This window comes from Persicirhabdus sediminis (assembly GCF_016595495.1).
GTDB lineage: Bacteria > Verrucomicrobiota > Verrucomicrobiia > Verrucomicrobiales > Akkermansiaceae > Persicirhabdus > Persicirhabdus sediminis.
This window is the reverse complement of the sequence record NZ_JAENIM010000021.1, coordinates 1-24,730: the sequence shown is the minus strand read 5'-3', so window position 1 is coordinate 24,730 and position 24,730 is coordinate 1. Positions and strand designations below refer to the sequence as shown.

The 24,730-nt window shown below is 50.2% G+C and carries 27 protein-coding genes; 11 read left to right on the top strand and 16 right to left on the bottom strand.

Translation table 11 applies throughout. The features are described from left to right. The first annotated feature begins 124 nt into the window (after positions 1 to 124). Positions 125 to 454 (top strand): DUF3392 family protein, encoded by a 330-nt coding sequence (locus JIN82_RS03800; protein ID WP_200310315.1) that lies wholly within the window; start codon positions 125 to 127, stop codon positions 452 to 454. Here the strand turns inward: JIN82_RS03800 and JIN82_RS03795 are convergent, their stop codons facing one another. From JIN82_RS03795 to JIN82_RS03770, 6 genes are read right to left on the bottom strand one after another with little or no spacing between them, the layout of a single operon-like run. Further along, positions 455 to 1,831, bottom strand: a complete 1,377-nt coding sequence (locus JIN82_RS03795; RefSeq protein WP_200310314.1) for an alpha/beta hydrolase — start codon at positions 1,829 to 1,831, stop codon at positions 455 to 457. 52 nt (positions 1,832 to 1,883) lie between these two features. After that, positions 1,884 to 2,399 (bottom strand): ferritin, encoded by a 516-nt coding sequence (locus JIN82_RS03790; RefSeq protein WP_200310313.1) that lies wholly within the window; start codon positions 2,397 to 2,399, stop codon positions 1,884 to 1,886. Positions 2,400 to 2,444: 45 nt separating this feature from the next. After that, positions 2,445 to 3,056, bottom strand: coding sequence for an N-acetylmuramoyl-L-alanine amidase family protein (locus tag JIN82_RS03785; protein WP_200310312.1), 612 nt, complete (start codon positions 3,054 to 3,056; stop codon positions 2,445 to 2,447). Between the two features lie 38 nt (positions 3,057 to 3,094). Beyond that, positions 3,095 to 3,991 carry a hypothetical protein gene (locus JIN82_RS03780; protein ID WP_200310311.1) on the bottom strand — a complete coding sequence of 299 codons (897 nt, stop codon included), beginning with the start codon at positions 3,989 to 3,991 and terminating at the stop codon, positions 3,095 to 3,097. Positions 3,992 to 4,001: 10 nt separating this feature from the next. After that, a complete protein-coding gene (locus JIN82_RS03775; RefSeq protein ID WP_200310310.1) occupies positions 4,002 to 5,495 on the bottom strand; it encodes an SUMF1/EgtB/PvdO family nonheme iron enzyme in 1,494 nt (497 codons plus the stop codon). Positions 5,496 to 5,540: 45 nt separating this feature from the next. Further along, positions 5,541 to 6,776, bottom strand: a complete 1,236-nt coding sequence (locus JIN82_RS03770; protein ID WP_200310309.1) for a hypothetical protein — start codon at positions 6,774 to 6,776, stop codon at positions 5,541 to 5,543. Between the two features lie 266 nt (positions 6,777 to 7,042). Here JIN82_RS03770 and pabB point away from each other — a divergent pair, with 266 nt between their 5' ends. The 9 genes from pabB (at position 7,043) to JIN82_RS03725 (ending at position 14,949) form a co-directional block, all read left to right on the top strand. Further along, the gene (gene pabB, locus JIN82_RS03765; RefSeq protein ID WP_200310308.1) at positions 7,043 to 8,338 is read left to right on the top strand and encodes an aminodeoxychorismate synthase component I; all 1,296 of its coding nucleotides are present in this window, start codon (positions 7,043 to 7,045) and stop codon (positions 8,336 to 8,338) included. A gap of 162 nt (positions 8,339 to 8,500) precedes the next feature. Then, positions 8,501 to 9,667, top strand: a complete 1,167-nt coding sequence (locus tag JIN82_RS03760; protein ID WP_200310307.1) for a pyridoxal phosphate-dependent aminotransferase — start codon at positions 8,501 to 8,503, stop codon at positions 9,665 to 9,667. 135 nt (positions 9,668 to 9,802) lie between these two features. After that, positions 9,803 to 10,852: a c-type cytochrome domain-containing protein gene (locus JIN82_RS03755; protein ID WP_200310306.1), complete on the top strand. Its 1,050-nt coding sequence runs from the start codon at positions 9,803 to 9,805 to the stop codon at positions 10,850 to 10,852. A gap of 56 nt (positions 10,853 to 10,908) precedes the next feature. Further along, positions 10,909 to 11,577, top strand: a complete 669-nt coding sequence (locus tag JIN82_RS03750; protein WP_234041756.1) for a 16S rRNA pseudouridine(516) synthase — start codon at positions 10,909 to 10,911, stop codon at positions 11,575 to 11,577. 121 nt (positions 11,578 to 11,698) lie between these two features. Beyond that, positions 11,699 to 12,019, top strand: coding sequence for a metalloregulator ArsR/SmtB family transcription factor (locus JIN82_RS03745; protein WP_200310304.1), 321 nt, complete (start codon positions 11,699 to 11,701; stop codon positions 12,017 to 12,019). 56 nt (positions 12,020 to 12,075) lie between these two features. After that, a complete protein-coding gene (locus JIN82_RS03740; RefSeq protein WP_200310303.1) occupies positions 12,076 to 13,374 on the top strand; it encodes a permease in 1,299 nt (432 codons plus the stop codon). 24 nt (positions 13,375 to 13,398) lie between these two features. Further along, positions 13,399 to 13,629 (top strand): thioredoxin family protein, encoded by a 231-nt coding sequence (locus tag JIN82_RS03735; protein ID WP_200310302.1) that lies wholly within the window; start codon positions 13,399 to 13,401, stop codon positions 13,627 to 13,629. Between the two features lie 104 nt (positions 13,630 to 13,733). After that, positions 13,734 to 14,222 carry a thioredoxin family protein gene (locus tag JIN82_RS03730; protein ID WP_200310301.1) on the top strand — a complete coding sequence of 163 codons (489 nt, stop codon included), beginning with the start codon at positions 13,734 to 13,736 and terminating at the stop codon, positions 14,220 to 14,222. 28 nt (positions 14,223 to 14,250) lie between these two features. Beyond that, positions 14,251 to 14,949 carry a cytochrome c biogenesis CcdA family protein gene (locus JIN82_RS03725; RefSeq protein ID WP_200310300.1) on the top strand — a complete coding sequence of 233 codons (699 nt, stop codon included), beginning with the start codon at positions 14,251 to 14,253 and terminating at the stop codon, positions 14,947 to 14,949. A gap of 145 nt (positions 14,950 to 15,094) precedes the next feature. Here the strand turns inward: JIN82_RS03725 and JIN82_RS03720 are convergent, their stop codons facing one another. The 4 genes from JIN82_RS03720 to JIN82_RS03705 form a co-directional block, all read right to left on the bottom strand. Beyond that, the gene (locus tag JIN82_RS03720; protein WP_200310299.1) at positions 15,095 to 16,123 is read right to left on the bottom strand and encodes a type III polyketide synthase; all 1,029 of its coding nucleotides are present in this window, start codon (positions 16,121 to 16,123) and stop codon (positions 15,095 to 15,097) included. Continuing rightward, positions 16,120 to 17,151 (bottom strand): NAD(P)/FAD-dependent oxidoreductase, encoded by a 1,032-nt coding sequence (locus JIN82_RS03715; RefSeq protein ID WP_200310298.1) that lies wholly within the window; start codon positions 17,149 to 17,151, stop codon positions 16,120 to 16,122. Before JIN82_RS03715 ends, JIN82_RS03720 begins: the two co-directional genes overlap by 4 nt. Beyond that, complete coding sequence (locus JIN82_RS03710; protein ID WP_200310297.1) at positions 17,148 to 17,780, bottom strand: class I SAM-dependent methyltransferase; 633 nt, start codon at positions 17,778 to 17,780, stop codon at positions 17,148 to 17,150. The genes JIN82_RS03715 and JIN82_RS03710 overlap by 4 nt, the downstream gene beginning before the upstream one ends. Before the next feature lie 276 nt (positions 17,781 to 18,056). After that, on the bottom strand, positions 18,057 to 18,398 hold the full coding sequence (locus tag JIN82_RS03705; protein WP_200310296.1) for a hypothetical protein: 342 nt from the start codon (positions 18,396 to 18,398) through the stop codon (positions 18,057 to 18,059). On the opposite strand from JIN82_RS03705, the gene JIN82_RS03700 reads away from it, so the two are divergent. Beyond that, on the top strand, positions 18,397 to 18,561 hold the full coding sequence (locus JIN82_RS03700; RefSeq protein ID WP_200310295.1) for a hypothetical protein: 165 nt from the start codon (positions 18,397 to 18,399) through the stop codon (positions 18,559 to 18,561). The two genes, JIN82_RS03705 and JIN82_RS03700, sit on opposite strands and share 2 nt — an antisense overlap. Positions 18,562 to 19,622: 1,061 nt before the next feature. On the opposite strand, the gene JIN82_RS03695 is transcribed toward JIN82_RS03700, so the two are convergent. From JIN82_RS03695 to JIN82_RS03670, 6 genes are all read right to left on the bottom strand, one after another. Next, entirely contained in the window at positions 19,623 to 20,156 is a 534-nt protein-coding gene (locus tag JIN82_RS03695) for an SMI1/KNR4 family protein (RefSeq protein WP_234041754.1), read from the bottom strand. Positions 20,157 to 20,950: 794 nt separating this feature from the next. Beyond that, positions 20,951 to 21,568, bottom strand: a complete 618-nt coding sequence (locus JIN82_RS03690) for a hypothetical protein (protein ID WP_200310293.1) — start codon at positions 21,566 to 21,568, stop codon at positions 20,951 to 20,953. Positions 21,569 to 21,598: 30 nt separating this feature from the next. Further along, entirely contained in the window at positions 21,599 to 22,009 is a 411-nt protein-coding gene (locus tag JIN82_RS03685; RefSeq protein ID WP_200310292.1) for a hypothetical protein, read from the bottom strand. A 583-nt stretch (positions 22,010 to 22,592) separates the two neighbouring features. Beyond that, positions 22,593 to 23,438 carry a DUF695 domain-containing protein gene (locus JIN82_RS03680; RefSeq protein ID WP_200310291.1) on the bottom strand — a complete coding sequence of 282 codons (846 nt, stop codon included), beginning with the start codon at positions 23,436 to 23,438 and terminating at the stop codon, positions 22,593 to 22,595. Between the two features lie 90 nt (positions 23,439 to 23,528). Continuing rightward, a complete protein-coding gene (locus JIN82_RS03675) occupies positions 23,529 to 24,065 on the bottom strand; it encodes a hypothetical protein (RefSeq protein WP_200310290.1) in 537 nt (178 codons plus the stop codon). Between the two features lie 76 nt (positions 24,066 to 24,141). Continuing rightward, the coding region (locus JIN82_RS03670) for a hypothetical protein (RefSeq protein WP_234041753.1) at positions 24,142 to 24,730 on the bottom strand (589 nt) is incomplete at its 5' end.

Sequence of the window (24,730 nt, the reverse complement as noted above, 5' to 3'; positions counted from 1 at the left end):
GAAGACTTCACGGAGTAATTCCTTGCGGTCAAACGCTTGCGCAGGTTGGCGGCTGTTGAGCTGTCTCCGCCAGCCGCGAGATGCTGACTCGACAGCGCTGGGCATTCTAGCTAGCGTCCAGCTTATGGATTTACAGTCCTTGTTAAACGACGCTGCTTTTTGGATTAGAGATCACCTTCGTGAGGTGACCTTCGCGTGGATTGCGTCATTGTTAGTTATCTATGGTAAGGAGCTAACAAAATTTGTAAAAGGCATGATCTCCAGCTGGATGTTTGTGCTGCGTGTATTAGTTTTTGTTTTGGTCTGTGCCTTTGGGTACGGCTGGCTGGCTATCAAATGCGCGGGGATACTAGCTGCTTACCTCAAGGGAATGAATGATTTAAACTTATGTGCCATCGTTCTCATCGCCTTTTTCATCGTCGGCATATTAGCCGATAGAAGAAACCATATCTAATTACTCAGACGTGTCCTCCAGATCAGGATTGATTTTTAGCAGGGCACCTTTGAGGCGGCTGATGTAGTCGCTAGGAAATGACCAAGTTGTATCGTCATCAGAGCGCACGAGTCCTCGTTCAGCTGGGCTCATGTTAGTTGACGTGGCGATGAGGATGTCACTGCTCACCCATGGTGAGGCGCGAAGATAGCCGTGGCCATTGGCTTTGGTAGAAAACGCAGCTTTGCTAACATCAACGAACTGTAGAGATTTACTGTTTCGGATGTAGCGGTGAACTTCGTCAGAGATGTTGTCATCTGGCAGCGCCTGGCCTAGGCGACGTCTGCCGTTGAGCATTTCTGGGATGCTAAGCGCTTTATCTCGGCTATTTTGATAGACGATTAGATGGTCAACAATTTGGTCCGCACCATCAGCAATTTTACCCGCAAAAATGCCTCTATCAACATCGCTGGCCATCAAAACAACATTGCCTAACTTTAGCTGACTTTTTCTTTGGCTAGCTGATAGGTGTTGAGTTTGCAGGGCCATATCGCCTAGCGCATCTACCACCATGCGCGTACCTGCGCTGTAGCTGATGATGTGGATGCGTCGCGCATCAGTTGAACTTGCTAGATAGTTAAGGAATATACGGAAGTTATGTGCTGAATACGAAGCCGTTTCTGAGTCACCAATATAGGCGAGCGCCTTGGGCGTTGCGGGCCACGAGTAGGCGACAAAAACACCTTCATAGCCAGTGAAATGCCAGAGTTCAGCGGCGATGAGAATTGGGTTCTCAAAGGTCACTTTGTAACCGTGGACGTATAAATAGATGTCCTTGTGGTCGGAACGGTGGAGCTTGTTATTAACTTTGTTAGCGAAAGTTCTACCAGCTATGTCTGCATCAACATCAAATGATTTTGGTCTTGTGTGCAGGGGAGTGACCGATTCCTTGAGCACACCAAACTCGTCGACTGAATCCACGCCGATAGGATATTTTTCACTGCGATCTTTGAGCAATGAAACATCATAGAGGTCATTCAGTGTGAGCAAAGTATCCTGTAAGCCGACCTCAGCTTCCCCTAGGCGAAGAACATTACCGCGTGAATTTTTGTAGTAACTTTGTTTGCTGTTTTTATCAGCTGGCTCTCTATCTGTTGCGTATAAGATAGAGTTTTCATGCAAGATTTTCTCCTTCGTTGATTCTTTTATCTGCAGACCTGTTTCGGTGAATGCCGCTGGCGCCGGCATTAAATTTAAGGTCGTTAGGTCTCCTCGACCACACGAGCTAACGGAAAGTGTTAGCAGGATCATGGCGCCAGCACGGATCCATGATTTATTGAAGCGGTGGAGCAAAGGTTTGTTCTTTGCTTGGCCACAGCTTGAGTGTGGAGAATTCATCTTGGGTGAGCAGATAGTTGGCTGGAAAAGCCAGAGTTACGATAGGTGCCGATTAAGCAGAATCGTCGTCGTGATCTTCAGCTGAACGGGCAGCCATTTTATCGTCAAGGTAGAGCAGGCCAGTGATGTCGTCGCCAACTTTTTTCAGCAAGGCGATGACGTCTTCGAAGCTTTTCTCTTCTTCGACTTGTTCGTCGAGGAACCACTGCAGGTGGCTCTTAGTAGCGTGATCATTGAGCTGGGTTGCCAGCTCGTAGAGCTCGTTGATAGAGTTTGTATTGTCGCGCTCCATCAGCAGTGATTTTTCAAAAACATCTAGCGGTGAGGCGAATTCGTTAGTTGGCTGAGGAATTGCATCTAGTTTGATGATGCCACCTCGGTCTAGCAAGTAGTTGAGGAGTTTTGTTCCGTGAGCTTGCTCTTCTTGGTGTTGTAGACGCATCCAGCTGGAAAAACCATCGAGGTTTTGTTCGTCTAACCATAAAGACATGGCCAAGTATGACCAGGCTGCTGAGAATTCTTGATTGATCTGGGAGTTGATCGCGGCGGCTAATTTGTCGTCTATCATTGTATTAGGGTCTTGTTTGTGGGTTTGTTTGCCAGCGGGAGCCAGCTAGAGGGATTTTTTGTAGCGGATGATTCCTTCGCCAATGCCTTCAGCAACAGAATGTCTGAACCAGCCTTTTTTCATGCGCTTGCGCTCACGGCTGTGGGTGACAAAGCCGCACTCAACCAGTACTGCTGGGCTGCGGGTATTGCGGATGACGTAGAAGCGTGAATGTTTGACGCCGCGGTTGATGGTATTGATCTTGTTCATCATGCCAGCCTGAACGTAGGTCGCCAGTCGTTTGCTGCGGCTAGAATAATAATGAGTCTCGATGCCGTGTGGGTCGCGCTTCCAGGTGTAGTTGTAGTGGATGCTAACAAAGATGGAGTTGCTGTAGCGGTTCGCTTTAGAAACTCGACCTGGTAGAGAGATAAAGGTATCGCTGCGGCGAGTCATTACCGTGCGAATTCCGCGTGATTTCAGGTAATGTTCGAGGCGTAGTGCGGTGTCTAACGCGAGGTGCTTTTCGTAGACTTTACCTGAGTGGCCGCCCAAATCGTGGCCGCCGTGGCCTGGGTCGATAACTACCGTACTAAACGCCGAGGCGCTGTGAGTTAGGCTTAGGGTGAGTGCTGCAATGGCAATGGCAGCTAGCCGGCGCAGAGGTTGAGGAATCATGGTAAAGTCAGGTGAGCGGGTGGTTGTTAGCAGTCGACTTAGTTATTGTAAATAATGTCTGGGCGATCAGAAGCTTTTTTAATGGCATTGCGTTTTTCTGCCTCAGCCTTTGGATCATAGGCTACACCACCTCGGGTGAGAACTGCCCCACCTTCTAAGGTCTCGAGGTATGGGTCGCCAACGGCACCGCGTTTGGTGAATGATTGATCGATGATCTGTCCGTTGGTGTTGATTGTTAGGTGTTTGTAGGTAGATGGGCTGATTAGATAGAGCAGGTGAAGGTTGTTGTCACCATCCAGCTTGATGTCTGGGTTGCGGAATAGCTGAGCGCCGCCGAGTGAATAGGTGACGCGGTTTTGACCTGTCTTGACGTCTTTAATGCTGATGTATAATTCCTCGTGGCTATCTTTGTTAGCTTGGCGACCAGTATTAAAGCGCAAAACTTGGTACTCGATAGATGAGTTCCTCTGGCCTGGGATGCCCACTACTTGTGAGAAAATTTGCGGAGCATTGGTGACGGTGAACGGCACTCTGTTGGAGATGTATGATTCAACGCCAATGCCCTGAGCTCTTACCATAGCGGTGGCATGATAGTTGCCGTATTGTTGGATCAGGTAGCTCTGGCTGATATTTACGTTACGCTTGACGGTTTTTCCCGCTGGGATGTTTACCGCTTGGAACATGACTTTGCGGCCGGCAATGAGATCGCGGCGCGAATGGCTTGTGACATTAAATGTGAGCCAGCTTTGGTCTGGTGTGCTCTGCAGGGTAATGTCTCTGCCGGTGCGGTTACTGAGCTGCAAGGTGGCAGTGATAGGCTCATGAATGACGTACTGAGGTTTATTCATGATAAGTCTAACTTCGACCTGAGCGTGTAGGCTTAGCATGCTCACCAGCAGGGTGATTAGCGCGAGGATGGATTTGGATTTAGTCATGGGAAATGGTTTATTTTGTTGGTGGTGTATCAGCTACCGTACGGAATCCGAGATCGGCTTGGCGAGTATTTCTATCAGTGTGCCAGGTGCGCGTTAGAGCACCGCGTTGTGGTTTGAGGAATGATCCACCGCAGCTGAGGAATTGTTTGCTGGCGAGTGGGTTGCTAGGGTTGATGGCGCTTTTTCTTGTCCACTCTCTGACATTTCCAGCTAGGCCGTATAGTCCAGCTGGAGTTTTATCAGTAGATGAGTGGTCAACTTCGCCCCAGTCAGAGGCGGCTAAAGTATTGGGATCAAAGGCTTTGAGCGAGGCTGCTGTCATCCATTCTTCTTGTGATGGAAGACGTTGGCGAGCCCAGTCCGCGTAGGCGTAGGCGTCCCACCAATCGACGTAGGTCACTGGTGAGTTGAGGCTCATTATTCTGCCGTCCCATTCGCCACCTGACTTAGCGGCTGCATACATCTCGTCCCAGTGGTCTGGTAGATGGCTGGTTTTTTCAGCTGGCTGGTCGTCGTGAGCGTATGGGTTATTCATACCTTCTTCTAGCATATCAATGGTTGCTAGAAACTTGGCGTATTCAGAAATGGTGACTTCGTGAGCTGATACCCAAAATTCTTGCAGGCGCATTTTGCCGCCATCGCGCAGCGGATAGGCACCAGTTGGGACGTGAATCATGGTGGTAAACTCACGGGCCTTGGATGGTTTTTGCTCATCTGGGCGGTTGCTGATAGCCCAGATGGTGCCGCCAGCTAGGATTGCTGCTAGACCGGCGATGGGTGCCCATTTAGCCAGCGCGTTTGTCTGGTGGTGGCGCATCTCATGGCTTTGGCTTTTGCTCAGGTAGGATTCAACTTCTCTGGCGAGGTCGTCGATTTTTTGCCAGCTGAGTGGATTGTCGACGCGATCTATCATGAATCCCAGCAGTGATGCTGTGCGCGTAGATCCTGGCTGGTTTTCACCTAGCAGAGAAATCAGTGCTTTCGCGAGAGATTGTTTATCGGCGGTGGTTTGCTCTGGCTCAACTTCACCTACGGTGGCGAGGTTGCGCAGGCGGCAGTGGCAGCGGCTGTCCAAGTGGATGTGCCACGGCTGTAGTGGCTCGCTGGCAATCTGATGTTTTTTCAGATACATGGCGACGCTAGCAATCTGCCTAACGATGTGAATAACTTGTTTGGGAGTGAGCGGCTCTGAGCGGTCTATGAAATCTTGCAGTGTCTCATCAGTGAGCCATTCGTAGGCGTAGAAGTGATGGTCATCGTGCTCTACGACTTCGATGATAGACGATACGAGTGGGTGGTCGACCTTGGCTTGAGCTCGCACGATGGCGATAAAATACGGTCGGGCGTTAGCGTCCGCTAGCAGCTCTGGCTTGAGGTAGTCTACGCCAACATACCGTTGCACGGAGAGCTGGAAGGCTTTCCATGTTTGGCACAGGTTAGACTCGGCAAGGGCGGCGTCGAATCGGTAATCCCCTATAGATTGTCCGTTATTGGGTGCTTGCATTTGGTATATCGTCTTGGCTAGCTGGAGTGTATGGGCAGGCTCCAATTATTCGTAATCAGGTAGTGGTGGCAATAGGGGAAGATTGTCGTAGGCGTTGGTATCGTCTTTGCTTGGAAGTAGCCCTTGTTGTGGGAAATCAGGCAGCCACAGCGGCATGTCGTTATTTTGGGTATCGCTGCCTTGGAAGCTGTTAAGGCGGCGCGGAAATGCTTGTTGGTCAATGACGGTGCCGTCGTAAACGAGCTCGATGACTTGGCCGTAGTACTCGCGGCGACCACCTAGCAGGTGAGCGTCGATGGAGTTTGTCTCAGGCACATGGTAGATGACTTCTAGCAATTCTTCGCGGCTGGAATCCTGCCAGTTGACTGGTTCGCGCAGCCAGATTTTTTCAATCTCGCTGTTTGGCACGATGGAGCGTTGGATGTCGCGGCCACTCACTCTATCAAAGAAATGAACGCGGACTTCGATTAACTCAAGGTTGATGTCGTGATTTGGTCTAGCTAGCAGAGGGATGGTGACTGTGATGGTTCTATCGTTGTTGGATTTGCGTGAGGCCACGGGGCCGATAGATAAGTCGAACGATGAGGCTACTTGTGGCATGTCGATGCCTTTGGTGAGTTTGTTAGCGGCCAGCGGGAAGTATTCGCCAGCGGCGATGCCCATTTGTTGTACTAGGCTGTAGTAGTCTGCAGCTACGCCTTCCATGCCCATGTCCTCGTGAATCAGGCCAAGCTGATAGAGTACGGCGGCTTCAGCAGGGTCGATGCCCTTTGCTTCTTCGAGTTTGACGAGAGCATTGATGAGGTCGCCGTCGAGGTGGAGGTTTTGTGCCTGCTCTACGAGCTGGGCGACTTCAGGGTTGGCGATGTTGTGAGGTTTAAGATTTTTTCTAGTGATTTCGTGTTTTGGCACGCTGGCGATGCCGGTGCCCTTGGACGATGATGATTTGCTAGTTTGGCTGCTAGGGTTAAGTGTTAGGTCTGGGCTGCCGCCAGCTGGGTTAAAGTCGCGCAGTGGTGGCACTTGCATGTCGTCGTCCATGGCGGCGAGGATTTCCTCGATACTGCGAGTGTGTGCAGGATTTGATGTGGCCGCCAGCTGGGTTGCAGGAGGAATGGTGACTGGTTGGGAATCAGTTGGTTTGAGAGGGATTGAGTTCAAGGCGATGGCGGTGCCAAGCGCAATCAGCTGGCAAAATGCAAGCAAGGCCAGAACCCAACAGGCGATTGCGAAGGTAGGCCGCAGCGCCTTTACTTCTGGGATTCTTTGAGCATCAGTCATATCAGGTGTGGAACTTAGGAAGTTCGTAAGCGTGTGTCAACACGGCAAGACGGTTCTTTCATACCCGTGTTTATCTGGGGCGAAATTTGCCTCTGATGACGGGCATTTTCATGCGGGGTAATGGTTGGCAGAGGGTGGATTTTTTTCCCCTGTGTGTGCTCCGCGGCAGCTGCTGAGGTGTAGCAATTTCCCGCGGCTGGGATAATTGCGAAATTATCGTGATCCTCGCTTGCACATGGCGGCGAAATTTTGCTTGATGCGCGTGCATGATATCCACCTTTCCATTGGTCGCGCCAGAACTGGTTCAGCTAGAATTCTCACCCGCTGAGGTGGTGGCTGGATTGCAGCATCTTGACGGGGTGGTTTTTTACGATTCAGCTGGCAACTTTCCCGCTGACAATGATGGGCGGTATTCTATCATTGCTGCTCAGCCAGTGTCTATTTTGTCTGGTTGTTTGTATGATGCGGATGATTTTTCTCAGCTGCAGGAGGTGATGGAGCTCACTGAGCTGGCATTTGCCAATCTGCAGCTTGGGCCGGCGACTTTTCCATTTCCGCTAGGTGGCTTATTTGGCAGTGTCGACTACTCTGGCGAGTATTGTTTTGGTTTGTACAATCAGGTTTTGGCCTACGATCACCTAGCTGATCAATGGTGGCAGATTGGCCAGCTGGCGAGTGAAATGCTCACTCCAGCTAGCGACTCGAATGGTTTTGAAATGGGTGAATTTCAACCACAGATGCAGCGGGCTGACTACATCGCCAAGGTGGATAGAATTAAAGAATACATCGCAGCGGGAGATATCTATCAGGTGAATCTCGCGCAGAAATTTTCCGCTCATGTTAGTGGTGGCTCGCTGCTGCCTCTGTACCAATCACTGCGTGAGAGCTCGCCAGCTCCTTATGCGCTGTGGATGCAGCTAGCTGGCCGCGAGGTTTTATCTTCATCGCCGGAGTTATTTTTGAAAATGCACGGTCGGCGCATTGAGACGCGTCCGATCAAAGGAACACGCCCACGCTGCGACGATGCCGAGCAGGATGCGGCGATGGCACGCGAGCTGGCTGAATGCGAAAAAGAGCGCGCGGAGCTGGTGATGATCACGGACCTAGAGCGCAACGATCTGGGGCAAGTTTGTGAATTTGGCAGCGTGCAAGTTGATCGCATGCTTTATGTCGAGCGGCTCGAGCAAGTGTACCATCTGGTTTCTAGCGTGAGCGGCGAGCTGCGCGAGGGCATTTCTCACCTGGAGGCGCTGCGCGCGTGTTACCCTGGCGGCAGTATTACTGGGGCGCCAAAAAAACGTGCGATGGAGATCATCGACGAGCTGGAGCCGGTGGCGCGTGGATTGTATACGGGCACGGTGGGATTTCTCGGCGCTAATGGTGTCAGCCAGTTTAATATCGTGATTCGTTCCTTGGTGCGCGAACATGGGGAAATTCATTACCACGTGGGCGCTGGCATTGTGGCTGACTCGATCTCGGTGAACGAATTCGAAGAAACTCTGCACAAGGCGCGCGGCATGCGCATGGCGGTGGAGTCGTGGCAAAATAAGCCATCGCAGTGATGGCCAATAGCTGGTCCAATGGGCAAATTTGCCTGCTGCTAGAATTCTATTAATCTTGCACCATTTCATTTATGGGCTAAATAAGTCTCAGCTCTTGAGGGGAGCGTTTTGAGTAAGCAGAAACGTCGCCTCTTGGGCGCGAAACACTACAATTTTCTTCTTATGGACTGCATTTCAACTCGCGTAAACAAAGTTTCTCCCTCATTGACTCTATCCATTACCAACCAGGCAAAGGCAATGAAATCAAGGGGTGAAGAAGTCTATGGACTGGCCGGCGGCGAGCCAGATCAAGATTCTCCTGTTTTTGTAAAAGAAGCAGCAATTGAGGCTCTTAACGAAGGCAAAACCAAGTACACACCAGCTGCAGGTATCCCAGAACTGCGTCAGGCGATTGCTGACCATCTGGCTGCTGATTTCAAAGTTCAGTACGACGCCACTCAGGTAGTTGTCACGAGCGGTGCTAAGCAGGCATGTTTTAATGCCATCCTTGCGGTTGTCGAAGAAGGTGACGAAGTCATCATCCCAGCGCCATACTGGGTGAGCTATCCAGAAATGGTACGTCTCGCCGGTGGTGTGCCAGTGATGGTAGAAACTACAGCCGAAAACGACTGGAAAATCACTGCTGAGCAGTTTGAAGACGCCATGAGCCCGCGTACTAAGATGATCATCATCAATACTCCGGGTAACCCAACTGGCTCACTTTACAGCAAAGAGGAAATCGCAGCCATCGGCGAAGTAGCCAGCTACGAAGACATCATCATCCTTGCTGACGAGATCTACGCCAAGCTGGTCTACGGTGAAAACGAGCACGTCAGCGTCGCTTCTGTTTCTAAAGAAATCTACAACCTCACCATCACGGTAAACGGCTTCTCTAAAGCCTACGCCATGACTGGCTGGAGACTCGGATACGCAGCGGCTCCTAAGGCACTCGCCTCTGTGATGTCTAAGATCCAAGGTCACACATCTTCTAATGCGACTACATTTGCCCAGTACGGTGCGCTGGCCGCTCTCGAGCAAGGGAAAAACTTCGTCGACGATCTCGTGGGCGAATACGACGTGCGTCGTCAATTCCTATACGCTCGTCTCAAGGCCATCCCGAACGTCAAGGTGACTGAGCCAAAAGGTGCATTCTACTTCCTCGTGGATACTACTGGCCTCGGACTGAAGTCAGAAAACCTCTGCGACAAGCTGCTCACTCGCTACCGTGTAGCCGTGGTTCCAGGCATCGCCTTTGGTAACGACCACAGCATCCGCATCAGCTACTGCACCACGCTCGACGTTCTCAACGAAGCCATCACTCGCTTCGAAGAGTTCTGCCGCGCTCATTAATAGCTTGTTATAGCTCATAAAAATTGTCATTCCCCAGCTGCTCACCGTGGCTGGGGAATTTTTTTATACTGAAAATCATCCAGCTGAGGAAAGATCATCCCAGATAGTGAGGTAACGTTAAAACAGATTTTAGACATGGAATCCGCCAATCAATCGACAACTAGCAAATCCGCCTGGGTCGCCAAACCCTACGTCGCTGTTATCTGCGCCATCATCACGCTGGCGTTGATCGCCTTGCCTGTCTTTTTCAAGCAGCCCGTCGCTGAGGCCTCTGCCTGGCTCATCTTTCTGGGGAAATTTCACCCGGTCGTGCTGCATTTGCCTATCGGCATGTTGCTCATGGTCATCGTGCTGGAGCTCAATGCCAAAGCGCACAAAACACGCACCTCTGTGGTGCCACTTCTAGCTACTTTTGTCTCCACCGTCGCCGCTCTGGTATTTGGTTACTTGCTCTTTCTAGCTGGAGAATTTGATACCGAAAGCCTCGACGCCCATTTCTGGAGCAGCGTGGTTTTCACCGTCTTCCTCGTCTGGACGATCTACATCAAAATCCGCAGTGATCTGAAAAATGGTTCCCAGCTGGGCTACTTCGTGATGTTAGCCATTTCCACTTTTCTCATGAGCGCGTCTGGCCACTACGGCGGCATCATCACCCACGGCGATCCATTAGATTCAGCGCCATGGGTAGAAAAAGAAAAGCGCTCATTTGGCCGCGCTGCTGATGATCAGCCAGCTGGAGTAGCCGATCTGCTAGTCTACGAGCAGGTGATCATTCCTTATTTTGAAGCCAAGTGTTACTCCTGCCACAATGATAAAAAACAACGAGGTAGCCTGCGCATGGATACCTATGACTTCATGCTAGAAGGCGGCGAAGAAGGGCCATGCCTGGTGCCGGGTAATCTAGACGAAAGCCTCATGATTGTCCTCACTCGTCTGCCATTAGATGACGACTACCGCATGGCGCCTAGCAATAAACCTCAGCTAACGGAAAGCGAACAAGCCGTCATGGAATGGTGGGTGGCTGAAGGCGCACCGCAAAATACCAAACTCGGCGACATGCAAGCGAGCGCAGAAATCATCCAGCACGTTCAGCAAATCACCAAGGCCCAGCTGGCTGAAGAAAAGTTGGCTGAAGACGAGCTAGAAGTGGAAAGCGCAGAAGAGGCGAGCTCGCCAAATGAATAGCTTGTCGGCTAAGCTGTTAATCTGATCCAGCTGGCATGAGACTTGATAAATATCTAATGAAGCAAACCCGTCACGGACGGCGGGAAGTGCGCGCGCTCATCGAGCGTGGGCTGGTGCGCTGCGATGACCTCGTCATCACAGATAGACTTCATGAAGTTGGCCGCTTTGGTAAAGTGGAGTTAGACGGCGCCATTCTCATGGACCGCACCGCTCGCTACCTCATGCTTAACAAACCAGCTGGCTACCTCAGTGCCACTACCGACCCCGAGCACCCTACGGTCATGCAGCTAGTTGATGATGATCCAGCGGATCCTCTGCATCTAGCTGGTCGGCTAGACCGCGCCAGCACCGGTCTGTTAATTCTCACTAACGACGGTCAGTGGTCGCGCCGGCTCACTGAGCCAGACCACCAGATAGATAAAGTCTATCAAGTCACTGTTGAGCATCCGCTCACTGATGACCTTATCGAAGTTTTCCAGCAGGGCATGTACTTCGCCTACGAAGATGTAATGATTGCGCCAGCTGAGTTAGAAATTCTATCAGACCACAGCGCGCGCGTCACCATTCACGAGGGGAAATACCACCAGATTAAGCGCATGTTCCACGCCGTGGAAAATAGAATCACCAGCCTGCACCGGCTGTCGATGGGCGAAATCCAGCTAGACCCACAGCTACAAGCCGGCCAGTGGCGCCATCTATCAGCCCGCGAGATCGACTGGGTTTGAGTTCAGTTGAATCAGCACTTGTGATAGCTAGCCAAATGTAGATTAGGCAGGCCATAAGATGAGTCGTTTAGAAATTGTTTTACATTTGGTCATATTGCCATATGTTCAAATGTATAAGGTGATGAAAGAAAGAGAAAAGTTATTATATGAGGCCAAAGCCAAGGTGCTAAAAGCCTTGGCGCATCCGACTCGCTTATGGATGGCTGAGCAGTTAGCTGACGGTGAACGCTGCGTTTGTGAGTTTGTCGATCAGGTTGATGCTGATTTTTCTACCATATCAAAGCACCTATCCGTTCTCAAACAAGCGGGCATTGTGGCTGATGAAAAGCGCGGCAAACAGGTTTATTACCACCTAAAAGTCCCCTGTGTGCTCAAGTTTATGAGCTGTGTGGAAGCTGTCATTGAGACGCAGATAAAAGCTCAGTCTACATTGCTGAAGTAGGCTTCCGTGAGGATATTTTTATTCTGAAGTATTAATTTAACCCACCATTGCTAGAGATGAACTGGAAATCTGAATGGAAAAAATTGGCCTTAATCGCTGGGCTATTTCTAGTATTTTTCTACCTGCCTGTTGGGAATGAGCGCTTTGATGGAGCGGTATTAGAAGCGCTTCATCTAGCTAAATGGTACGCGCAAGAGCATGTGCTTTTATGTTTGATTCCGGCGTTTTTCATCGCCGGTGCAATTGCTGTTTTTGTGAGCCAAGCGTCAGTGATGAAATACCTTGGTGCTAGAGCCAATAAGATTCTGGCCTACGGGGTGGCTTCAGTTTCAGGAACGATCCTAGCCGTTTGCTCATGCACGGTATTACCTTTGTTTGCTGGCATTTACCGCATGGGAGCTGGGCTTGGACCTGCCACGGCATTTCTTTATGCTGGCCCAGCTATTAATGTGTTAGCTGTCGCTTTAACCGCTAGGGTGTTGGGTTTAGAGTTAGGCATCGCTCGCGCTGTTGGCGCTATTATTTTTAGCATCGTGATCGGCGTATTGATGCATGTGATATTTCTGCAAGAGGAAAAGAACAAGGCTGCCGCACAGATGCTTCTGCCCGACGAGGAAGTGACGCGACCGCTGTGGAAAAACGCTCTCTACTTTGCCTCCATGGTGGGCATCTTGGTTTTTGCTAATTGGGGAAAAGCTGAACAATCAGCTGGTTTATGGGCTTCCATCTACAACTCAAAATGGCTGCTGACCTCAGGATTTTCGTTAGCGTTAGCTGTGATGCTTGTTTTGTGGTTTGATATCAAGTGGTGGAAAGTTGGATTAACTGCGACCCTAACGGCAGGTCTAGCTCTGGCTTTTCCCGAGCAGCCTATGCTCGCCTTCGCCGCTGCAGTGATTGGCCTTTCATGGTTTACGAGTACGGATAAAGGGGAAAACGCGGAGTGGTTTAGCTCCTCATGGGGTTTTGCCAAACAGATCATGCCATTGCTGTTGTTGGGCGTTCTCATCGCAGGCGCGCTGTTGGGGCGGGTTGGCCATGAAGGGCTCATTCCAGCTGAGTGGGTTTCTAAGGCTGTTGGAGGGAATTCTTTATCAGCTAACTTTGTCGCTTCGTTTGCTGGCGCATTCATGTATTTCGCCACACTTACCGAGGTGCCAATTTTGCAAGGGCTGATAGGTAATGGCATGGGTAAAGGGCCGGCGCTGGCATTGCTCCTAGCTGGACCTGCTTTGAGTCTGCCTAACATGCTAGTGATCCGCAGTGTGCTTGGAACAAAAAAAACCGCCGTCTTTATTGCTCTCGTCATTGTGATGGCTACATGCAGCGGTATGATTTTTGGTACATTTTTTTGATAAATAACAGAAGAGATTAGAACGATGAAAATTCAAATTCTAGGCACAGGATGCCATAAGTGTAACACATTAGCTGAAGTAGCCGAAGCCGCCGCAACCGAGCTCGGACTAGACTATGAACTAGAGAAAATCAAAGATATCAATCAGATCATGGCTTTTGGTGTGATGATGACGCCCGCTCTAGCAGTGGATGGTGAAGTCAAAGTGGTGGGCAAGGTGCCCTCAGTAGAAGCCGTGAAAAGCATTCTGCAATAGCAGGTAAAAATTATTACCGCGGTAAGTTGTTAGCTTTGCAATGGCGATGGTCAATCATAGCTAACAGCGTAAGATGTTTTGAGCATATTTAATCAGGAACTCAGATGAAAAATAAGATCATTACAGTAGTCCTATTGCTGATGGCGGTCGTCGCCGTGGTGGCAGTCAAGAACAGCAAACGACGTCAGGCTGAAGATGCTGCTGCGGGATGCCAGAGCGGTATGTGCTCGTTGGCGAACCCTGAGGGAAAGATGTCGCCAGAAGGCGCGGCTCAAGCAATTCCTGCAGCCGCCAATGCATTGCCGAGATTGCTGGATCTGGGAGCTGGGAAATGCATTCCCTGTAAAATGATGGCTCCGATTCTTGATGAGATGAAGCAGACTTTCGCCGGCAGCCTGAATGTTGAATTTATCGATGTGTGGGAAAACCCAGACGCTGCCAAGCCGTACAACATCCGCATTATTCCAACACAAATCTTTTTCGATGCCGACGGGAATGAGCTCTTCCGCCATGAGGGTTTTTTTGCTCGTGAAGACATGCTAACAAAGTGGCAAGAGCTGGGTTTTGAATTCCCAGAGACTGCTAGAAAATAGAACGGCTTAAGCTCAGGAGGATCTTATTATGGAAGAACTTTTCACCGTATTGACTAAGGCTGTGGAAGGCACGCCGATGATTGCTCTGTCGGCGGCACTGGTGTGGGGAATCTTGAGCATTGTACTTAGTCCGTGCCATCTAGCTAGTATCCCGCTGATTGTTGGATTTATCGATGAACAAGGGTGTACCAGTCCACGGCGGGCATTCTGTATCTCGTTGTTATTTTCTATCGGTATTCTAATTACCATCGCAGCGATTGGAGTGATCACTGCCGCCGCTGGACGAATGATGGGCGACCTCGGCAGCTACGCTAACTATTTTGTGGCTGTCATCTTTTTTGTGGTGGGTCTGCATCTGCTAGGCGTGATCCCTATGCCGGGAAATGGTCCGGGAAGTGTGGGCATGAAACGCAAGGGTCTGTTAGCCGCCTTCATACTCGGGTTGATCTTTGGCATTGCGCTCGGCCCTTGCTCATTTGCTTTCATGGCTCCCATGCTTGGCGTCACATTTAAGCTCGGCCCAGAACAGCCCATTTATGCCGGAGCATTGATATTGATTTACGGAGTGGGGCACTGTGGCGTGATCGTCATAGCCGGCACCTCTACCGGTCTGGTGCAACGCTACATGAACTGGAATGAACGCTCAAAAGGTGCGCTCATCTTGAAGAAAATATGCGGTGTGCTTGTTCTGCTAGGCGGTCTTTATCTCATTTATACCGCCCCGTAGTCTAGCGGTTCTGCCCAGCCACAAAGATCATCCTAATACCTCCAGCCAGTTCGATGAGCTGCTAGCCAGCCAGAGCGCGGACAAAAACATGATCATCGGCCAGCCTGCTAAACCAGCTGGGTTGATAGATTTTTCGTCGTTCGCGCTAACAACGCACAGCCTCGCAGCTGTGCATGGAAAATCCTGCGCCAAAAGTACACAGCCACAGGCGGTCGCTCTGCGGGTTTCTATCCAGCTGGTACTTCAGCGCAAATAAAACTGACGGGCTAGATAGATTGCCGTGATGGCGCATCACCTCACGCGCTGGCTCTAGCTGGTCGACAGGTAATACGGCTTCCAGCGCCTCGATCACATCGCGCCCGCCACCGTGTGTGATGTGGTGGTCAGGATCAAAACTGCGCTGTTGGTAGATCTGCGCGGCAGTCTCGCCAACCAAGCCTGGAACTTTGCGGTCCAACTGGTTGCGCAGTTGGCCATTGGCATTGGTGAAGCGGATCAGCTCGCGTCCAGCTGGATGGTGGATAGATTGGAAGTTAGAAAAATTCAACCCACCCGCTTGTTGTTTTGTCCAGATAGCCGCCGCCGCCCCATCACCAAACAAACAGGTGCTGATAAGCACGCCAAAGTCGTCTTCCACATAAAAGGCCGCTGAGCAGATTTCCACACAAATGGTGAGCACGCGTGCTCCAGCTGGCTGCGCGTGCAGGTAGCCGTCGGCCATTTGCAACATCGGAATCGCCGCGCCACAACCGTAGCCAGTTAGATCTTGGTGATAGGCATTGGGTTTCAGACCCAGCTGCTCGGCAATGTGCGAGCTGAGCCCCGGGCACAGGTAGCCGGTACAGGTGGTCACCATCAGCGCGTCGATTTCTCCGATATCTAGCTGGGCGTCTGCGATGGCTTTGTTAGCTGCTGCCACTGCCAGCTTTGGCGCTTCTTGTTCGAAATATTCGTTGAGCCCTTGAGCATTTTTGCTCCACGCTTGCTGCAGGTCGGGCAGACAAAATGACCGACTATCTATGCCTGACTGGCGGCTGCTGAGCACCTTTTCGAGAATCGTCTGAGAGCGCGGCGCGAGCTGTGGCCAGAAATCGGCCTCGCGCATCGCAGTTAGACATTCTGGCTGCTTATATTGATAGGGTGGGGTGGCTGTAGCTAGGCTAGTGAGTATCATGTTCTCAGGTGGTGGAAGATAGATTTGAAAGGCAATAGGCGGGTGCGGCAAAGTTGGCTGAGCAGCCATTGGCCATGTTTGTTTAACATCAAGGGGTGCAGTGAGTTCGCCATCCGCTGTCTTTTGTGAAATTTGTCGTGGTGAGCATTTCGGTAGCTCGCGCAGGTGTCTAACCAGCTGGCATTTCCATTAGCATACTCGACTAAAGGATCTACCGCCAGCGCGGCAGATTCCAGCGCCATCGACATGCCATTGCCGGTAAATGGTTCTATCAGGCTGGCGGCATCACCAATGCAAAAGCGATCAGATTCAGCTGGCTGGTCACCAAACTCAAATCCCGCAATGGCTGAAAAACTTTGTTTGTCGTAGTCGCACTTGGCCAGCTGATCGGCGAGTTGGTTCAGCCCGCCGTCACGCAGGTAGTTGATGATTAGCTCTAGCCCTTTTCCTTTCAGCTGGCGGTTGAGGCGAAATAGCCCGCAGACGTTAGACCGTTTGCTGTCAATCGAGCACAGCCCGATGTAGCCATTGTTAGCCAAATGCATCTCCAGCCCATCAGTCTGGTGATAGAGGTGGATTTTCAAGCCAATCCAGCCATCGTTCTTGTGAGTATTTGTTGGTCGATAGTTTTTCCCCTGCGCATTCACCCAGCCTGCATCGCTTCGGCTAGCTACTTTGCCGTAGCTGATAGACCCGCCAGCTGCGATCAATTGGTCCGCCAGCCGGTGATCTAGCTGGAAGCGGGAAATGGAATACGCCGGCGTCGGCAGAGCACTTGATAGAACCTGCCTATCACCCACGTGCCAGCTCAGCTGGCGGTGAATGATGCTGTCGGCCAGCGCTGGTTGGATGTGTAGTTTGTTCAGCACTCCTTCACTCACCCCGCAGATAAACTCGCCGCAAACACGATGCTGCGGGTAGCGGCGTTTTTCATACACTTGCACGGCGATGCCGCGCGCTGCGAGTCCGTTCGCCAGACTCAGTCCCGCGAGCCCGCCGCCAATGATGTGAATTTGCTGGGCCATCATGGAAGCATTTTTGCCACGCTGCGCAGTCCGCCAAATGGATGTGGTGATTCATCCCACTGCCAGCTGGCTGGCGCGCACTCAGCCAGCTCACCAGCGATAAACCCGGCGCGGATGCTGGCGATCATATCGTGTTGTGTCACCGCATTGACCCACGGATAGATCAGCGATGCCATTGTTAGTGAGAGCCGCGTTCGCAGTGGTTCCACGCAGATCAGGGCATCAGCGGCACTGATGTTAGTGAATAGCTTCGCCAGCTGGGCCGTTGGTAAATGGTGCAAAAATAGGTTAGCGATGACCATGGTGCGCCCGCTAGCTAGCTGGAAATCTAGCGCGTCTTGGCGACGCCACTCGACTCCCGCAGCTACGCCAGCTGGACGCTCTATCAGATCAATGGCAATGCATGATTTCTCTGGAAATTTCTCGCTCAGCCGCGAGATAAGCTGGCCAGTGCCAGCGCCTAACTCCACCACACAATCAATCTCTGGCCAAAGCTCTAGCTGGCGAAGAATCCACCTCTCGTTGCCCATGAAGAAATTGATCATCTCCAAATCGCGCCGACTGCGTATCGCATCAACATGATCTGCTGGCAAAACATCCAGCCATTCTGTGACTAACTCCCTAGATTGCATTCTATCTATCCATCAGCCACGATGATAGATTTGGCAAGCCACCATTCTCAAAAACTCACGTTTTATGTTTTGCCCACGAGATCTGCAGGTAGCAGGTAGCAGGTAGCAGGTAGCAGGTAGCAGGTAGCAGGTAGCAGGTAGCAGGTAGCAGGTAGCAGGTAGCAGGTAGCAGGTAGCAGGGTTTGTTTTGAATCTATCACGCTTCAAGGCCATCGGCTTTCACAACAAAGTTAGCCCAACAACTCCAGCCAGTTCGGTGGGCTGCTAGGTTGCCAGCTAGAGCGAGGACTGAACACCAACATCGCCCTGCCAGCTGAGATGCAGGCATTTCATCAGAGGTAAACATGATGAAAGTGATCTTTTTAGATTTCGACGGGGTGATTCGCCTCTGCCGCGGAACGGATAGACATCCAGACAGCGGTGAGTTTTCACCCGGAAGAATGGCTGCGCTGGACTGAGGTTGAGAAATACGTGATTCAGGAAGACTGCAGCTTCCGCTTCAAACATGCCACGCCAGCGATGCAGAACCACATCTGCTGGTGCGACACTAACAAAGGCATCACACGCTCTGTTCTGCGGCAGCTGGTAGATGTGATGGGGTGAACGTCTAGCACTCATGTGGAGTCGAGGGACCCGCCGGAGTTATGAGCTGCGCTTGGTTGGCATCTCGCTTTTCTTCCTTCTTTTCGAAGGTGTAGGTCCCATTTTTCTCTACGAGAAGATAGCTTCCTTCCTCCAAAACGGCATGAACTTCAACAAAGTAAAAGTCTTCACCGAGTAGAACTCCATTGTTACCAACTTGTATTTTGAAAATGTGACGCCCCGGCTCAACGTACGCCAATGGAACAACCGTCACAATCTGATGAGACATCCTATTGGGTGGAGCTCCATCAATCTCTACAACCCTTGGTCCCCCCAAAGGAGTCCTCGATGATCGCCATTCCATCGTACTGGCTCCAATCGACTTCAAACGTTGAACAGCCAGCAACGACAAGGAGGGCAATTGAGAGTAAACTTTTGAATCCAGTATTCATCCTTCTTCAGTCAGCGTCTTGTTCTGCCACTACTATCTGCATGTGAAAGTGGTGAACTTAGACCACTTACCTGCCCCCTTACTATTCAGCCCCCTGACTCTCCATCTACCATTGTTCGCACCTGTGTGAAGGTGCACAGCTCGGAGGGCGGTGGTATAGTAGTCAAACGAATGATTCCAGTCACCATTGGGGTATTGTATCTGAACTTCGATGTGAAAGCCATTGGGAGCATCTCCCTTCCATGTCATTGGAACTATCCGTGGATACTGAGCTCTCAGCCCCGCTGGAGTTGTTGGAGTTGGTGCAGCGAGATCTTGTCCCCCATCTAAACCTTCAAACCATCTCCGCGAAACAAGAAAGCCATCTAGATCAAAATAAAAATCATGAGAGACACCATCTATGCCTGACCTATACTTTACTGTCTGCAATGAATTCTCAAACTCGATCCGAGGACCTACCTCCAGTGGAGGACCTGCAAGCAGCTTGAAATGATCGAGATGTATTCCGTCCCGACACCATCTGAAGCCATCAGGCGCCCCGACATAAATGCCATCGTTTAGTCTTGAACGACTAAAATCACTTGCACGATCTTTAGCGCTGACTCCGAGGCAAATTGCTATGGTGCACACAATTGCGAAAATAGATACAAGACGAATGGAGCGTTTCATTATTGGAGAACATCATAGTGGAGGTTGCGCCCTGCTGCAACCTCAGAATCCAGATGCTCCCCACCCCCTCGGAGCTGCCAGTCGAAAAGGGAGCAGCCCCGAGAGGCGCTTACCTCCCACGACTTGTTCGGTGATGATATTTAGCGTTCGATTTGGATGACGCTGGCGATCCCGTCACCGAGCCTTATGATCTTCTGATCACCTCCGACTAAATCAAGGTAGCAGACTGCCTTGCTGCTCTCAGAGGCAGTGTAGTCCAACAAATGGAATACAACCCCATCTCCAGAGATGACGAAATATCTCGAGATCGGGCCATTGATAGATTCCAATTCGGATACCGTCGGAAACGAAGTGTAAATCTCGTGCTTGAAGGTCACCCACTTAGGTAGGGGAACGATGGAGCACATCCAGTGGTCGGGATCGTTCGAAATACCAAAGACCTCTTGAATCCCTGTGAGCAGGTCAGGGTCTTCATCGTCGCAGCGTAGGAACTCCTCTTTGATGTAGCCGCCGTTGCCTTCGAGCAGAATCTCACGCAACTCAGGAGGGAGAAGAATACCGTTGGATTGCTCAAAGGCCTGGAGCTGAGCCTCGTCTAATGATGGGAAGTCCCTGTACGGATAAACCTCTTGCGCTTCCTCGTCCAGATCGTCGTACTTTTCCAAGATTGTCATTTTTGGACCGAACAGTATTGGTTCGTAGTAATGGTTGAGTGATTTAACATTGTAGAAATCCGATTAGCCGAGGCTACGATCATTATCTTTGTTGAGCTGGCGGGCGGGATTTTTTGCTAGGTTGATAGATTTCATGATCGAAAAGGATAGCGGGCTGCGCCCATAGTTAGCAGTAGGAAAGTTTTAGTTGTCAGTGAATCTACTACAGATTGATAGAAACATCTAACCAGTCAATGTAATAGTTAGTAGCAAAATAGTTAACCACAGATTGCGCTCACTTCGCAGCTTGGCCATGGCTCTGGATGAGGCAAAGAACTCCGCTAGCTGTCCACTTCGTAGCTAAAGAACTAGCTGGCTAAAACACGCTGGCTGGAAACTCAGAGCGGTGCTAAAGCACGCGCACTCAAAATGCTACACTCGCCTTCCAGCTACTCCATAGAATGTAATCTGCGTAATCTGCTAGATCATGCTCAAATCCTATTAGGGCTATGCAGCGTCATCGCAGCTAGCTGGAGATTTGCTAGAAAATCACCCCGAGGTGGAGGAATACGCGATTCTAGAAGACTGCAGCTTCCGCTTCAAACATGCCACGCCAGCAATGCTTAACCACATCTGCTGGTGCGACAGTAACAAAGGTATCACACGCTCGGTGCTGCGGGAGCTGGTGGATGGTATGGGGGGAACGTCAAAAGCCACCCATCCACTACCAGAGAGAGAGCTTCGATTTCAGGTTTATCATTCAGACTTCGACTCAGAGCGGGTAGTGGATGGTGTGCGCTGCCTTGTTATCCCTTTTAAATGTCTAGCTCCGAATTCAGCTCGATTTCTGTGTATCGAACCCCTGTATTCATCTCTTTTAGAAACTTGATTGTTCTGGTGATATTGTCGTAACCAACGCCCTTATTACCATCTTGTATAGCACCCAACGTAATCGTAGCAAACCGATACGACTTGTGAGCACCTGCCAATTGAGCGACCAGAGACTTCTGAGTCGACTTCGCTACAGCATAAACGGGGTTGTTGTTCGATGGTTTATGCGAAGATTCACTGGCCGTAGAACCGACGCTAACAAACAGAGCATTCTCCGAGAGGCAACCTGCATCAATGAGACTATGAAAAACGCTCAGCATACCTCTAGGTCCTGTATCCATGAATGAATCATACTCCTCCATGGTAAGTTTCTTTGACTCGCCGAATTCACTCGGCACATACACCACCAGAGAAACCTTCCCTCCGATGGAACCCACATGCTTGCCGAAATCACCTACTCCACAACAAATGTATTGAGTGCAGAGTCGATCATCCGAGTGACTTCTAGATACACCAATCCTCGAGTCGCACTCGTCAAGATCACGGAACAGGTGCGCACCGATTCCAGGGCCATAGCCTACTACTAAGGTTGTGTTGTTCATTTTAGGATAACGTTCAAGGCCTGGCGCCCGCTACTGGGAGCGCCCCTTCGATTCTGGTTTAGGTTTCTTCCCGCCCTCCGACTTCGACTCCGGAGCGGGAGCGGGTTGCTCAGCGCCGTCTTGTTCGCTGTTGTCTTTTGCTGGCACGGCACCCTCGAGGCGAATCCATGGGACTACTCCATCGCCGCCTTCGAAACGGAATATGGCGTGGTAATGAAACGGAATTCTTCCACTCGTTGTTTCCGCCGAACCGATGACTGCGACTTTCAAATGGTTCTTGTCTGTCCAAGCGACGGGGGAAATCCCACCATTCGGGCCAGCTTTTGTAGTCTTGAAGCGTCCGAGTACATTCTGCCAAGCATCGGGAGGAGTAAGTCGGGTGAGTTTCCCGCGTTCTACAATGAAGTAAGCGGTTGTAGCCGACAGCCTACCAGCACGCATGTAGACAGCGACATATCTTCCATTGGGTGCCCAGAAAGCTTGATTCTGTTTGTGAGCCTGAGGATCGCCCATATCGCCCTCCCATAGAAACGAATCAAGTATCTTCTTCGAAGCCGTGTCCCTGAGCGCAACTCTGAACGGTGTCCCGTTGGGTGGGTCAGTGTCGAAGATCGGTATTGTAACGAGTTCATGCTTCTCCGATGGTGATCCACCGTCAATCACTGCCCACTCCTTCGCCAAGACCGATGAAGTCATGGCGATAAAGATGATAGTAGCGAGTTTCATTTTTCTCAGCGAACAGTATTGGTTCGTAGTAATGGTTGAGTGATTTAACATTGTAGAAATCCGATTAGCCGAGGCTACGACCATTATTTTTGTTGAGCTGGCGGGCGGGATGTTTAGCTAGTTTGATAATTTTCATGATCGGAAAGGATGGCGGGCTACGCCCTTAGTTAGCAGTAGAAATTTTTCAGTGTTTAGTAAATCCACTAAAGGGTGATAGAAATCTCTAATCAGTCAATGGAATATCTAGGCGATAGGAATACTGAGTTAGGTGCTTAGGAATAGCTGGCTAAAATAAATTCTATTCGTTAGGTGTGATGACTTGAGTTTCCCAGCCATCGTACTCACCGCCATATTCTTTAGATTTGTGGCTCAGCGAAATGCTGTGGCTGCTGATATCTCCAATCATCAAACTGCCGTGGTGAGAGACCCTGACGCAATACCTTCCGTCCTCTGCCTGGTGAGAATTTCCAGGTTCTTCTGTATACTGCGCATTCTTCGCCCAGCTAAGGAAATCTAATGAAGCCGATTGATTTTCAAAATAGATCCAATGGTCTACTTGGCGGGGAACTGATCCATCATCGCCGTGGCTGGCAAGGTTCTCAAGTACACGCAGGTCTCTTATGACCTGCCAATCATCTTCCGTCGGATAGAGTTCTTCATGATAGCCTTTGTGGGCGGGATCCCTTTCATAGGCGAGCTGTATTTGGTAGCCAGATTCCGATTTCAGCATTCTAATGAACTGCAACCAGCTTTCCTCGTCTCTATTGGTGTAGACGTAAAATATTCTGTGTCCGCCTACTGTGCCCCTGCCGACATAACAATCATGAGCCTCTTTTGCAAAGGCTTCGATTTGGTCCTCGATGGCGCTTACTGGTTCAAACTCTTCGTTAGTTGGTAGGCCGTCTTCTCTGGGAGCCTTGTAACTCAGTCTCAGCCGCGCAAGCATGGAGGGCTGTGTATGGATAGATTCTGAAATACCTGTGTTCAGGTAGATATATGCTTGATCATCTCCCATAGCACAGGGGAAGAAATTCCATTGTTCGTTAGGATAGGTTGTTGCTGCCATGTTAGGATTTTTTAGCACCTCTGTTTCTTCTGAGCAAGCGAGAAGCATTGCTGATAGAATGATGATAATCGCTCGCATTTGTTGCTTTGTTATTCTAGCGCTAGCAGGTCTGGCAAATATCAGTTATCGCTTAATTTCCTCTGTCACGATCAAGCTTTGCTCCAGCCTTTATGCCATCTTCCACACTGCCCGGATATCACAGTGTGAGTGGGGCTCTTCGGCATAGTGTTCTCGTAAAGCTGCCTGAATCTCTCGCGCTCTGGCTAACTCAGAAATGAGTCCCGCCTTCGAGAGTTCTTCATTCATGAATGCGAGGGGGAAACCTCTGCAATTAGTTAGTGCGCTGATGCCCGTTTTAGTATCTATCAGCTCGTATCCTTTGAACTGGAAATCAGGATGGAATGGTACTTCTCGACACTCGGATTGAGGGTTGTGAGTGACAGCAAGGAGGTTGCAATTTTCAACTTCCGCAATTCTCGACTTCAGGTAATTTAGGTTTCGAAAGAAATCGGTGCAGTAATCCTGCTGAACATTGTGTTTCCAGTCATCAGGCTCAAGTGTATCAACCACACGTGGGCAGAGTTCATTGTCTAGCCCGATGACTTCCTCTAGCTGAGTTAGCCCTGACCATTGAATATACTTTTTCCATTCTTCTTCTCTAACTGGAGAGAATGATTTAACAGCTATGTACCACGGTTCAATCATTGTGTGGAGGATGCTTGATTAGGCAGGATGGACATTTAGCAAGTTGATTTGTTAGTCGTTGGCTTGTTTGTAAAAATCAATCGAAAGCAAAATCGAGTTTGCTAGAGAACTTACCATCTTCTTTCCTTATTGTGAAGTTGGCGTTGGGGGAGCTTATGGAGTTCTGCTGGAAGGTGAAATAGGTAGCTTTGATGCTCCATGTGTTCTTATCTCGAGAAATGTTATGAATGGTGAGTACTAGGTCTTTATGTGGATAGGCACTAGTATCGGGCAAACTTTTCAGGGTCAGGTACTTTAGCTGAGGAATGCCGAGCTTACTGAAATCAAGATGATCTGCGTATTTGATTAATGTTCGGCTGTTTCTCCCAGATGACGCTATTCCGAAGTCTTGAGTTCTGGCTGATTCAATAAAAGAGGAAATAATTGCTGTTGCCTGCTCCCTGTCGGCAAAGACCTCTGACATGTCGATGTCCTCGGCATGTAAAGGTGCTGAGCCTAGAAATAGATGAATTGCAATGAGTGAGAATAGGCGTGTCATATCTAACGATGTTAGTGCGCGGTTATGGTTGAGTGTGAACTTCCCCAAAATACTAGCCAGCAGGTCTCCTAATTGATACCAAGGAATCATAGAGACCATGACACAACCACGTAGAAGACATAGCGAA